Source organism: Sinorhizobium sojae CCBAU 05684 (assembly GCF_002288525.1).
GTDB classification, from domain to species: Bacteria; Pseudomonadota; Alphaproteobacteria; order Rhizobiales; family Rhizobiaceae; genus Sinorhizobium; species Sinorhizobium sojae.
Genome location: NZ_CP023068.1, coordinates 740,268 through 752,142, shown reverse-complemented (window position 1 = coordinate 752,142; position 11,875 = coordinate 740,268). Strand labels below are relative to the sequence as shown.

Annotated in this window: 11 protein-coding genes; 9 read left to right on the top strand and 2 right to left on the bottom strand. The window is 61.0% G+C overall.

All coding sequences use genetic code 11. The features are described 5' to 3' along the window. Positions 1-5: 5 nt before the first annotated feature. The gene (locus SJ05684_RS21120; protein ID WP_050980101.1) at positions 6-1,268 is read right to left on the bottom strand and encodes a polysaccharide biosynthesis/export family protein; all 1,263 of its coding nucleotides are present in this window, start codon (positions 1,266-1,268) and stop codon (positions 6-8) included. A gap of 52 nt (positions 1,269-1,320) precedes the next feature. Next, the gene (locus SJ05684_RS21115) at positions 1,321-2,001 is read right to left on the bottom strand and encodes a sugar transferase (protein WP_034857034.1); all 681 of its coding nucleotides are present in this window, start codon (positions 1,999-2,001) and stop codon (positions 1,321-1,323) included. A 774-nt stretch (positions 2,002-2,775) separates the two neighbouring features. Here SJ05684_RS21115 and exoX point away from each other — a divergent pair. The 9 genes from exoX (at position 2,776) to SJ05684_RS21070 (ending at position 11,850) form a co-directional block, all read left to right on the top strand. Continuing rightward, positions 2,776-3,072, top strand: a complete 297-nt coding sequence (gene exoX / locus SJ05684_RS21110; protein WP_034857031.1) for an exopolysaccharide production repressor ExoX — start codon at positions 2,776-2,778, stop codon at positions 3,070-3,072. A 148-nt stretch (positions 3,073-3,220) separates the two neighbouring features. Continuing rightward, on the top strand, positions 3,221-4,246 hold the full coding sequence (locus tag SJ05684_RS21105) for a glycosyltransferase family 2 protein (RefSeq protein ID WP_034857029.1): 1,026 nt from the start codon (positions 3,221-3,223) through the stop codon (positions 4,244-4,246). A 254-nt stretch (positions 4,247-4,500) separates the two neighbouring features. Continuing rightward, positions 4,501-5,001: a thermonuclease family protein gene (locus SJ05684_RS21100; RefSeq protein WP_244426676.1), complete on the top strand. Its 501-nt coding sequence runs from the start codon at positions 4,501-4,503 to the stop codon at positions 4,999-5,001. A gap of 897 nt (positions 5,002-5,898) precedes the next feature. Next, on the top strand, positions 5,899-6,693 hold the full coding sequence (gene exoK, locus SJ05684_RS21095) for an endo-1,3-1,4-beta-glycanase ExoK (protein WP_034857028.1): 795 nt from the start codon (positions 5,899-5,901) through the stop codon (positions 6,691-6,693). Positions 6,694-6,803: 110 nt separating this feature from the next. Next, a complete protein-coding gene (locus tag SJ05684_RS21090; protein ID WP_034857026.1) occupies positions 6,804-8,012 on the top strand; it encodes a glycosyltransferase family protein in 1,209 nt (402 codons plus the stop codon). Continuing rightward, positions 8,009-8,998 (top strand): glycosyltransferase family 2 protein, encoded by a 990-nt coding sequence (locus SJ05684_RS21085; protein ID WP_034857024.1) that lies wholly within the window; start codon positions 8,009-8,011, stop codon positions 8,996-8,998. The genes SJ05684_RS21090 and SJ05684_RS21085 overlap by 4 nt, the downstream gene beginning before the upstream one ends. After that, the gene (locus SJ05684_RS21080; protein ID WP_095694336.1) at positions 8,995-9,921 is read left to right on the top strand and encodes a glycosyltransferase family 2 protein; all 927 of its coding nucleotides are present in this window, start codon (positions 8,995-8,997) and stop codon (positions 9,919-9,921) included. The genes SJ05684_RS21085 and SJ05684_RS21080 overlap by 4 nt, the downstream gene beginning before the upstream one ends. Then, a complete protein-coding gene (locus tag SJ05684_RS21075) occupies positions 9,918-10,940 on the top strand; it encodes a glycosyltransferase family 2 protein (protein WP_034857021.1) in 1,023 nt (340 codons plus the stop codon). The genes SJ05684_RS21080 and SJ05684_RS21075 overlap by 4 nt, the downstream gene beginning before the upstream one ends. A gap of 4 nt (positions 10,941-10,944) precedes the next feature. Next, complete coding sequence (locus SJ05684_RS21070; RefSeq protein ID WP_034857019.1) at positions 10,945-11,850, top strand: UTP--glucose-1-phosphate uridylyltransferase; 906 nt, start codon at positions 10,945-10,947, stop codon at positions 11,848-11,850. Positions 11,851-11,875 lie beyond the last annotated feature (25 nt).

Sequence of the window (11,875 nt, the reverse complement as noted above, 5' to 3'; positions counted from 1 at the left end):
CACACTCACTGCATCGCCACGAGGGCATCGACCTTGATGACATCACCAGGCAGCACCGGGGTAGTCTCGGTCGCGGCTATCTCCGCCGGCTGGCCGTCCTTTTCCCGGATAATCGTGTAGGTAATGTTTGCGCTCTGCTCCGCCAGTTGAGCCGCCTCAGACGATTGCGTCAAAGCTTCCGTCATCAGGTCGCGGCTGGTACCGAGCTTCAGCGTCAGCGCGTCGATTTCGGCTTCGGTATTCTGCAGTTCCCGCGCAAGCTCCGCATCCCAGTCATCTCGCAGATTGGTCTCGTCCTGCGTGGCCTTGCTCGCTTCCTGCTTCGCCTTGAGCGACGCCGTGTCGATGTCGAGCAGCGAAGACTGTACGTCGGCGACCCTCTGTTCCAGGGACAGCTTGCGCTGGGCGAGTGCCAGTCCTTTCTCGGCCAAGCTGTCGACATTATCTCGATCCTTAAGGACGAGCTCTAGCTGGCGCTGCTGGGTCTCGGCTTTCTTGGCGAGCGAGTCGATCTCGCTTTGGAGCAACGACTTGAGATCCCCGAGTGCGGCGAGTTGCCGCTGCTGTCGCTTGTCGCGCGATTGCATCAGCGCCAACTCACTCTCAAGCAGCTTGTCGACACCGGGAAAATTCTTCAGTTCCGCCGGAAGGGCAATCTTGTCGTGCTCGCCGATTTCGGCGAGGAGTCGCGCGCGACGAATGAGCAGTCGGTTGCGCTCGGCGATCTGGACAGCGGAATCACCCGCCGCATTGATATAGTCGCGTGCGAAACGCTGGCCATTGTCGGCGCGCCGTAACCCGCCTCCAAGGCTGATCGCCTTGAGCACGGTCATGTTTGGCGCGTAGGGATATTCGCCAGGGCTTTCCACTTCGCCGTAAAGATAGACGGGGCGGTACTGCGCCATTTCGACCGAGGCCGTAGGGCGATCCCTGAGACCGAAGAGCTTCTGCATCTTGTCGCCGATCTCTTCGGCGAGTTCCGTCGTCGTCCTGCCGGAAGCTGGCAGGTCACCGATAAAAGGCAGTGAAAGATTGCCCGAAGCGCCGACGGTGTATTCCCCGCTGACGGCCGACCAATCACGCACGGCACCTTCCGCAGTCTGCCATTCGGCGACGCGGACACGTAACTTGTCCATGACTCCAAGTCGATATTCTTCAGCCTGCACCACGCTCGCACAGCAAACGACCGCCGCCACGATAGCGATGCGGGCCAACTTGAAGAGCGTACGGTATGAGGCAGGCTTCGCTGCAATTCTGATGGAAGGCATTTGGATTTCCCGTTCCTCGACGTGATCCTGGCGGTTCGGCCAACGCCAAGTCTCAATAGCTGCCGCGGCTGAAGCAGACTGCGGGGATGGTCTTGAACACAATGACAAGATCGGTGATGAGCGACCAGTTCTCGACGTAATGCGTATCGAAGGCCACGCGGGCGGCATAGGAAACGTCGTTGCGGCCACTGATCTGCCACAGACCCGTCAGGCCCGGTCGCGAGCGCAGATAATAGACCGCAGCCGCATCATAGAGCTCGAGTTCGTCTTCTACGACCGGCCGTGGGCCGACAAGGCTCATCTCGCCGCGAATCACATTGAGTAACTGCGGCAATTCATCAAGGCTGAGCTTCCGCAGCACGCTGCCGAGAACCGTCACGCGCGGATCATTCTGAAGCTTGCGCGTGGCACGCCATTCCTCGTAGGCGGCGGGATTCGCTCTGAAATACTCCTGCAGCACACGATCGCCGTCCTCCCGCATGGTGCGGAACTTCAGGCATCTGAAGGTCTGGCCGTTGTGACCGATCCGGCGATGCCCGTAAAACGCGCTTCCGCCGTCCGACAACTTTACCAAAGCTACAAGAAGCAGGAAGAGCGGACTGAGGGCTAGAAGACCCAAGGAAGCAATCAGTATGTCGAAACTTCGCTTGGATATTCCCCCAATCGGCCGGGCTGTGCCGATGTCCTGGGAGATGAAAAATGGCGAACTGGCCGAGCGTGTCGCGGACTTCATAGAGGTGACTCCATTTACGTTTGGCGATTGTCGGTCCCCGGGGGACGCGAGCCCATCTAGAACGAGTGTATGGTGAGAATTTGTTTTTTGAAGGCCGAAGATCGCAGCAGTCAGCCAGCCAGCGCCGAGAGGTTTCGACGAGATCCAGACCACAGAATATATCTAAAATTAAATTTTAGTAAATTTAAACGTCAGCCAGTTTTGCCCGTCACGAGCTTGACATGAACAAGCAGCGATTAGCTCACTTACTTCGGCTCGGCGGCGTCTTGTACTTTGGATATCTAAACTCCATTCCACATTTGAGGCGCCAGACAACGGGCGAAATTTGATGGAACGCAATTTTCAAGAGAAATTGTGCAGCGCAACATTATTTTGCAATGCACATTTCTCGGCACTCTCATCTGGCTTTGTAACAAAAGTTGATCGGATATTCGGACCATCCAACCCCGAAAAGACGCTGCAATCAGAACGCCTTCGCGCTCTCCCCCTTGAATCTAGGGGCGTCCTGGCGAGTCATCTGACCGCGGCCGGGTTCCGCGGCGGCATATACATATAGATCTGGCAGCCATACCGCTGATTGCATTCAGGCGGGACGGGAGGAATTATCTAATTGATTTGTCCTGATAAAGCCGACGGAAAGATTTCCAGGATAAAAACGACCGGCGCAAAAGCTTTTTGCGTGTTGAAGAGACAAGCCACCACTAATATAGTAATGGGAATGGGAGTAGAGGCCTATGACGGTTGCATCCGAAAGCGGGAGAGTAGGATAGCCGAATGTTCGCACCGCGTTTTTTTGTGAGCATGCTCGGCGCGTTGGTGGCATTCGCCGTCGCGACCTATTACCTCACCGGCTCGTTCGTTTCAACGCTGGTCCAGACGCTGATCTGCGCCGTCCTCATCCAGGTCGGGTATTTTGTCGGCGTGCTTTTTCTCGTCTGGAAGGAGGCTGGCGAGCGCCGCAAGCTTTCCCCTACCAAACAGGCAGCAACGGTCGAGGCGGCAACTGAGGAGAAACAGTCGGCCAAGATCTCCCTGCGCAGGGTCGGCCGTCCGCGGCATTTCAATTCCTGAGCTGAGACTGCGGGCCTCCCGAAATCGCTCGGCATCGGAAAAGTTCAGTGCCTGACGCGTTTGCGTCATGATCGCTCGGCATGGTCTCGCGCGACCGGCCGGTGCCCCATCGCACCGCCGCGCCCAATCACCCCCACTGGAGGTCCGTATGACAGCAGCCGCGCCGACAAATGTTTGCGTTATCATTGCCGCGAAGAACGCCGCCGATACCATCGGCAGGGCCATTGGCTCCGCCCTCGCCGAGCCCGAAGCCGCCGAAGTCGTCGTGATCGACGACGGCTCCACCGACGGCACCGAGGCTGCAGCGCGTGCGGCCGATGACGGTAGCGGTCGCCTCCTCGTCGTCCGCTTTGACGAGAACCGCGGACCGGCTGCCGCACGCAACCATGCCATTGCGATCTCGCAGTCTCCATTGCTGGCGGTGCTCGATGCTGACGACTTCTTCCTGCCCGGTCGGCTGCGGCGATTGCTGGCGCAGGACGATTGGGATTTCATTGCTGATAATATCGCCTTCGTCGATGCAGAGCAGGTGGCGGATATTCGCAGCACGATTTCGCGGTTCGCGGCGACCCCTCGCCCTCTGGACCTGATTGGCTTCATCAACGGCAATATATCCCGCCGGGGGGTCCGCCGTGGCGAGATCGGCTTTTTAAAGCCACTGATGCGGCGGTCCTTCCTCGACGCGCATTGGCTTCGCTACAAGGAGGCCTTGCGCCTCGGCGAAGATTACGAGCTTTACGCACGAGCGCTCGTGCGCGGCGCGCGCTACAAGATCATTCACAGTTGCGGCTATGCGGCCCTGGTTCGGGGAAATTCTCTCAGCGGCAACCACAGGACGATCGATCTGAAGCGCCTCTACGAGGCCGATCGGGAGATACTTTCTGAGAAAAACCTCGACAGCGCCGCAAAGGCGGCTTTAAGGCGGCACGAGCGCCATGTCCGCTCCCGGTATGAACTCAGGCATTTCCTCGATCTCAAAAAAGAAGGCGGCATCGCAAGCGCGCTCGTCTATGCCCTCTCCCATCCGGCTGCACTCCCTGCGATCGCGGGCGGCATCGTTGCCGACAAGACAGAGCGTTTTCGCCGGTCCCGGTCGCCGGCACCGGTTGCCCTCGGCGGTGCGGGAGAGGTGCGCTATCTGCTTCAAGGGCTTGCTGCAGAGCGAGCGGAGTAGCACCCTTCGAACTCACCTCGCCAGACCCCGAGATGTGCAGTGCAGCATAAACCCTAAGTTTTAGGGGATGCGCCGCGCCGCCGCCATGGATTACGCTCCTCGCGGTCCGCAACGACTCGAGAGGATGGGGCATGATCCGCATAGGGATGGCTGCAAAGATCTTCGGCGACAAGCCCCGCTCCCTCCCGCAGACATCAGCGCCGCCACGCGGCCGCCTTTCGTCTTGCTCCGTACCGCCGAGGACGACGGTCGCGTTGGCGCTGTTGGTTGCGACAGGCAGCGCTCATGCGTCGGAACCGATCGTTGGCGACGCCAGCGTTGTCGACGGCGATACGATCGAAATCGCCGGCGAGCGCATACAACTGAGCGGCGTCGACGCGCCGGAAGGCTGGCAAGTCTGCCTTGACGAAACGGGAGGCGATTACCAGTGCGGAAAGGTATCCGCGCGCGCCTTGAACATCTTTCTTTCCGCCTCGCGTCCGACACGCTGCGAGATCGTGATGCGTGACCGCTACGGCCGCTTCGTTGCGACCTGCATTCGCGCGGACGGCGAGGATGTCAATCGCTGGCTGGTCGAGAGTGGTAATGCGGTAGAGCGGGAAAACTACAGCCAAGGCCTCTATTCCGCGGCACAAGCCATGGCCCGGTCAGCCGGCATCGGCATATGGCGCGGACAGCCCCCAGGCGGGCACGTCGAGCGAATCACCGGAGCGGACGTCGAGAATCGCGGACGCGCCGTGACCACAGAGCGGTGAATGGAGCCGGCCCGTCAGCGGCGTCGTGCCTCTTGAGGCGTGTGAATGAAGCTGCGGCACGTCTTTACCCCTCTCCGCTTCGAGGAAGGCAAACCACAGGAAGGACGCGAATCATGCAACGCCTAAGAAGGTGGGATTGCTCGCAAGAAATTGGCCCGCCGTTCGACGGCGGGCCCGCTTTCGTAATGAAACCATTAAAGTATGCAAGCAATATGGGCGTTCCTCCGCGGACTTTCCAGTACCATTTTAGGGGCAATTGCGAGAGCCTTTGCAGCCATAGGGTGGCATCATCGCAATTGCCTCCTCGTTCCCGCTGGGATCGCAGGCCGCCTCGCTCGCACGCGAATCAACCGGCCTTGAACCCCGCCCAAACATTGCCGCATTCCACCGCCCCTGTCCCGGAAAGAAGTTTCAAGCTGGACATGATCGCCAGCATCCGGGCGACGACAGAGCGTCCCGTTCTGACGAACCAATTCGCTCAAAGTATGGGCAGCAACAACTACCGCAACACGCGACGATACAGGGGATTTGCCAGGGCTGGAGAGTTCAGGAGTGCCCCCGCGACATCACGCCAGGCGCGCCGCCCCGGTGCCATGCGCGAAGGGCTCACACCACTTTTCCGCTGCGATGCCATATTTTTTCTTCGCAAGTGCCCTAGCTTACGAGCTGCGGGCTCAAGTCTGCTCTGTTGAAACGGCCGCCGCTGCGGCACTGCCCAATGGGGGAGTGACTGAATCGTGGATCGAAGCGATGTTCTTCGCGGCGAGTCGCACAACCCGCAGCCGAGCCTCCGCCCGGGGAGTCCTTCCCGGCGACTTTCCATTCGAAGTGGCAACCGAACGGCGATCGCGCTGACACGCGCCGAGGGTCCGTTCGCCGCAGAAAAGGTAGCGCGACATGAACATCAACCGTCACCGGCGTCTCTATTACCTGGCTCTCGCCGCGACATTCTCTCTTGCTGGCATCGGACATATTGCAGTGGCCCAGGAGGGCGCGAACGGCGCGTCCTTCTTGGACGACTTCGATCAGCTCAACCGTAAGCTCTGGTTTGTCTCGGATGGTTGGAACAACGGCCCGCATCAGAATTGTACCTGGTCGAAGAAGCAGGCGAAGGTGGTGGATGGAGTGCTGCAACTGACCTTCGAAGAGCGCAAGGAGGGGGACCGCAATTTCGCCTGCGGCGAGATCCAGACGCGCAAACGTTACGGCTACGGCACCTATGAAGCCAGGATCAAGGCGGCAGACGGGTCAGGACTGAATTCAGCCTTCTTCACCTATATCGGCCCCACCGACAAGAAGCCGCATGACGAAATCGATTTCGAGGTGCTCGGCAAGAACACGGCAAAGGTGCAGGTGAATCAATATGTGTCGGCCAAGGGCGGCAACGAGTTCCTTGCAGATGTGCCGGGCGGCGCCAACCAAGGTTTCAACGACTACGCCTTCGTCTGGGAGAAGGATCGGCTCCGTTATTACGTCAATGGCGAAATGGTGCACGAGGTGAACGACCCTGCCAAGATTCCGGTGAACGCCCAGAAGATCTTTTTCAGCCTTTGGGGCACCGACACGCTGAGCGATTGGATGGGCACGTTTGCCTATAAGGAGCCGACGAAACTTGAGATCGACCGCGTCGCCTTCACGGCCGCCGGCGACGAGTGCCAATTCGCCGAATCGGTTGCCTGCAGGCTGGACTGACCAGTAACTGAGTAAACCAGTGATTGATGAGCAGCTGCAACATTATGTTGCAGCGCACAAGAATTTGAACTAAGCTCGCCCTCGGGCTGGGCAGGAAAACGGACGTTTTCATGCTGCAGATACTTTATTTGGCACAGGATCTTGCCGACCCTGCCGTGCGGCGCAGGATCCTTGCGCTCGCCAGCGGCGGGGCCAGCGTGACGCTCGCGGGTTTCCGCCGTAGCGACAATCCGCTTGCGGCAATCGAGGGTGTCGTGCCGATTGCGCTCGGGAAGACCGCCGACGGTCGCTTCCTGCAACGGATGGGCGCCGTGGCCGGGGCGTGCCTTTCGCTCAAGCGCAAGCTTCGGCACCTTCGCAAGCCCGACGTGATCATCGCCCGCAATCTTGAAATGCTCGCCGTCGCAAGACGGGCCGTTGCACTCTTCGGCGGCGAGGTTCCGATCGTCTACGAATGCCTCGATATCCACCGGCTCATGCTGCGCGACGACATGATCGGGCGCGCCTTGCGCGCTGCCGAGGGCAGTCTTGGTCGTGATGCGCGCCTGCTGATCACCAGTTCGCCAGCATTCCTTGAACACTATTTCCGCCCTCTGTCGCACCTCGAAGCAGCGCCGATGCTCATCGAGAACAAAGTGCTCGAAATTGGGGGAGCGCAAGATGCCGCGCCGGTGACTGCGTCCTATCCAGCGCCCGGCACGCCATGGAAGATCGGGTGGTTCGGCGCGTTGCGTTGCAGCAAATCGCTCGCACTTCTTGCCGAATTTTCCAAAAAGATGGAGGGCCGCTTCGAAATCGTCCTGCGGGGCCGGCCCGCCCATGCCGAGTTCGACGATTTCGAAGGCTTTGTGCACCATCAGCCGTTCATGCGCTTCGGCGGCGCCTACCGCAATCCGGAGGACCTCCCCGCAATCTATTGCGGCGTGCATTTCACCTGGGCCATCGATTTCTTCGAGGAGGGCCAGAACTCCGCCTGGCTTCTGCCGAACCGTCTCTATGAGGGTTGCCGCTACGGCCGAGTCCCGATCGCGATCCGTGGGACCGAAACCGCCCGGTTCCTTTCGGTACGCAACATCGGTCTGGTGCTCGAGGAAGCCAGCGCCGACGGGCTTGCCGCCGTCATCGGCGAAATGACGACGGAACGCTTTGCCGATGCCTCGGCGCGTATCGGCCAGTGCCCCGCAACAACATGGGTTTTCGACCGCGCCGATTGCGAGGCGCTGGTGCAGCGGTTGGCGGCGCTCACGCGCGAGCCGCATACCTTCGCACCGGTCCCGGCGATGACGGCACCCCGACACACTGAAGGTGGAATGCCATGACCCCGGCCCATTCGACATCAAGCCTCATCGTCATCCCATGCCTCAACGAAGCCATGCATATAGAGGCTCTCGTCGATACGCTTCGTCCTTCGCTCGATCCCCTGAATGCGAGGATCGTGATTGCCGACGGCGGCAGTACCGACGGCACGCGCGAGATCGCCAGCGACCTCGCCACCCAGGATTCGCGTGTGCTCTTCCTGGACAATCCGCAACGTATCCAGAGCGCCGCGGTCAACCTTGCAGTCGCCGAGTTCGGCTCCGGCTTCGATTTTCTGATCCGCATCGATGCGCATGGCACCTATCCGGATGACTATTGCCTGCGCCTCGTGGAAGAAGCGATCACCATGGAGGCGGACTCGGTCGTTGTCACCATGGAGACTGTCGGTCACAGCATCTTCCAGAAGGCCACGGCTGTCGCCCAGAATTCCAGGCTCGGCAACGGTGGCTCGCAGCACCGGACCGGCGCGGCCGGCCACTGGGTTGAGCACGGGCACCACGCGCTGATGCGCATCGATGCCTTCCGGGCGATCGGCGGCTATGACGAAAGCTTCAGCCACAACGAGGATGCGGAATTCGACTATCGCTTGCGAGAGGCCGGCCATCGCATCTGGATGACCGACAAGACGAACATGGTCTACTATCCACGCACCAGGATCGGGCCGCTCTTCCGCCAGTATTTCGGCTATGGCCGCGGCCGCGCGAAGAATTTCCTGAAACACCGGGCCATGCCGGGATTGCGGCAAATGTTGCCGATGGCGGTGGCGCCCGTCGCCTTCGGCGCGTTTCTCGCCATCATCAACTGGGCAGCGATCATTCCCTTGGGCATTTGGGCGGCCGGATGTCTCGGCTATGGCGTGTGGATTGCGCTTGGACAACGAAATCCCTACGGGCCGCTCGCGGCGGTTTCGGCGATGGTCATGCATCTTGCCTGGTCTACCGGCTTCTGGCGGGAGCTCCTCTCTTTCCGGCACCGGGAGGCACGATGAGCGAGAAACTCCGGATCGACATCGGCATCTGCACATTCCGCCGGCCCGAACTCGCGGAAACGCTTCGCTCGCTGGCCTCGACGGCGCATCCAGCCGACGCGCTGGTGCGCATCATCGTCGCCGACAACGACGTGACGCCGAGCGCAAGCGCTCTTGTCGAAGCGCTTAGGCCGGGCCTACCCTTCGAGGTCGCCTACGTCCACTGTCCTGCGTCGAACATCTCGATCGCCCGCAACGCCTGTCTCGACAACAGCACCGCCGATTTCCTTGCCTTCATCGACGACGACGAGACCGCTTCGCCAGAGTGGCTGACGAAGCTCCTGGAGACCGCGCGCTCCACCGGCGCCGATGCCGTTCTCGGTCCCGTGAGAGCGCATTATGGCCAATCGGCGCCGAGTTGGATGCGCCGCGGCGATTTCCATTCGACGCTGCCGGTCTGGATCGGGGGAGATATCCGCACCGGCTACACATGCAACACCCTGCTCAAGCTCAAGGCACCCGCGCTCGATGGCCGTCGCTTCAAACTTGCGCTCGGCAGAAGCGGTGGCGAAGACACGGATTTCTTCACCGGCATGCACCGGTCTGGCGGAAGGATAGCCTTCGCACCGGAGGCTTGGGTCCACGAGCCGGTTCCCGAAGCTCGAGCCTCGCTCGCCTGGCTGGCGAAACGGCGCTTCCGCTCCGGGCAGACGCATGGCCGACTGCTCGCCGAAAAGGCCCATGGCCTCCGGCTATTTCGCAATCTGGCGCTTGCAGTCGCGAAGTTCAGCTATTGCACGCTCGCGGCTGCCGTCACCTTTCCAGCACCGGTTCAGCGCTATCGCTACGCCCTGCGTGGTCTTCTGCATGCTGGCGTCGTGAGCGGCCTCCTTGGGCATGACGCCATCGAGCAGTATGGGGTTCGGGAGGCGCCGTCGGGATGAACGACGCGAGCCTCGACTGCAGCCCGGACGTGACCTTCGTCGTCGCCGCCTTCAACGCCGCCGACACGATCAGGCGCGCCATCGACAGCGCTCTTGCCCAGGAAGGCGTCTCCGTCGAGGTGGTCGTCGTCGACGATCGCTCGTCAGACGCGACCGCTGCCGTCGTCGCAGCGATTGAGGACCCTCGGCTGCGGCTGATCGCCCTTGAGCGTAACCGCGGACCAGGCGGAGCGCGCAACGCCGGTCTGGCCGCCGCGCGTGGCCGATGGATCGCCATTCTCGATTCCGACGATACGGTGCTGCCACAGCGGTTGAGGCGGATGATCGACCGCGCCGAGGCTGCAGAGGCGCAGATCGTGGTCGACAACCTCGATGTCGTCTCCGTCGACGGGGGGAGCCTCAGAATGTTCCCGGAAGCCGCGCTTGCAGAACTCGGGGAACTCACGCTTCCCGCCTTCATCGAGTCGAATGTGATTTTCCGCTCGGAACACAATTTCGGCTATATGAAGCCGGTATTCGAGCGTCGGTTTCTCGAGACGCATGGCCTCCGCTTCGACGAGGCGTTGCGCATCGGCGAAGACTATATCCTGCTTGCCTCCGCGCTCGCCTGCGGCGGGCGCTGCGCCGTCGAGCCCTCCGCCGGATATGCCTATCAGATCCGAGAAGGTTCGATCTCGCGCGTGTTGAAGATCGAGCATATCGATGCGATGTTGGCCGCCGACGAAACCTTCCTCAGCCGCTATGCGCTCGATCCCCTCTCCCAAAGGATGCAGAGCAAGCGGAAACGAGGATTCCGCCAGGCGCGTTCGTTTCTCGTCCTCGTCGATCAGTTGAAGAAGAAATCATTGGCCGGTGCGCTGAGGACCGCGCTCGCCGACCCGTTTGCGCTTCGGCATCTCCGCATGCCGATCGCTGCCCGGTTGCGCCGCCTGACGGCGCGGCCGAAGCACTCCGCCGCCATGACAGCGGCGGCTGAACGATCCCCCTTGAGCAAACACCCCCATACCAGCAAAGGATGATACCATGGACCGTATCAGGACCGTCAGGAAAGCAGTGATCCCCGTGGCCGGGCACGGAACGAGATTCCTTCCCGCCACAAAGGCCGTGCCGAAGGAAATGTTGACCATTGTCGATCGGCCCGTTGTCCAATATGCCGTCGATGAAGCACGCCAGGCCGGCATCGAGCACGTTGTCTTCGTTACGAGCCGCAACAAACAGGCGATCGAGGATCATTTCGACGACGCTCCGGAGCTTACTTCGTCGCTCTCGCGTTCCGGCAAGGACGCGCAGATCTCGGAGTTGGAGGCCATGCTGCCGAAGGCAGGATCTGTCAGCTTCACCCGGCAGCAGGCGCCTCTCGGCCTTGGCCATGCGGTCTGGTGTGCCCGCGATCTCATCGGCGACGAGCCGTTTGCGCTGTTGCTGCCGGATATGCTTTCCTTCGGCCAGCGCGGTTGCATGGCCGGGCTCATGGATCTGTACCGCGAAGTCGGCGGCAATGTCGTCGGCGTGGAGCAATGCACGCCCGAGGATGCCTCGAAATACGGCATCGTCGGCAAGGGTGACGCTGTGCGGCACGGTTTCGCCGTGACCGAAATGGTCGAGAAGCCGGCGCCCGGCAAGGCTCCCTCCAACTACTATCTCAACGGTCGCTACATCCTGCAGCCGGAGATCTTCTCTATCCTCGCGCACCAGCCGCGCGGCGCCGGCAACGAGATCCAGTTGACGGATGGCATGCTCAAGCTTTCGGCCGAGCAAGCCTTCCACGCCCATCCCTATGATGGCCGCACCTTTGATTGCGGTTCCAAGCACGGCTTCATCGAAGCCAACGTCGCCTTTGCTCTTGCCCGGGCGGATATCGGAGATATCGTGTTCCAATCTGTTCGCGAAATCGTCTTGTCTCACGAAAGCCGCACCCGCGCGGCATAAGGAACGTTTCGGTGGCCGGTCACGG

Coding starts and splice junctions, on each gene's coding strand:
- SJ05684_RS21080 (WP_095694336.1), top strand. CDS start 8,995: ATGAGCGAGAAACTCCGGATCGACATCGGCATCTGCACATTCCGCCGG.
- SJ05684_RS21075 (WP_034857021.1), top strand. CDS start 9,918: ATGAACGACGCGAGCCTCGACTGCAGCCCGGACGTGACCTTCGTCGTC.
- exoX (WP_034857031.1), top strand. CDS start 2,776: ATGTTCGCACCGCGTTTTTTTGTGAGCATGCTCGGCGCGTTGGTGGCA.
- SJ05684_RS21105 (WP_034857029.1), top strand. CDS start 3,221: ATGACAGCAGCCGCGCCGACAAATGTTTGCGTTATCATTGCCGCGAAG.
- SJ05684_RS21090 (WP_034857026.1), top strand. CDS start 6,804: ATGCTGCAGATACTTTATTTGGCACAGGATCTTGCCGACCCTGCCGTG.
- SJ05684_RS21115 (WP_034857034.1), bottom strand. CDS start 2,001: ATGAAGTCCGCGACACGCTCGGCCAGTTCGCCATTTTTCATCTCCCAG.
- exoK (WP_034857028.1), top strand. CDS start 5,899: ATGAACATCAACCGTCACCGGCGTCTCTATTACCTGGCTCTCGCCGCG.
- SJ05684_RS21120 (WP_050980101.1), bottom strand. CDS start 1,268: ATGCCTTCCATCAGAATTGCAGCGAAGCCTGCCTCATACCGTACGCTC.
- SJ05684_RS21085 (WP_034857024.1), top strand. CDS start 8,009: ATGACCCCGGCCCATTCGACATCAAGCCTCATCGTCATCCCATGCCTC.
- SJ05684_RS21070 (WP_034857019.1), top strand. CDS start 10,945: ATGGACCGTATCAGGACCGTCAGGAAAGCAGTGATCCCCGTGGCCGGG.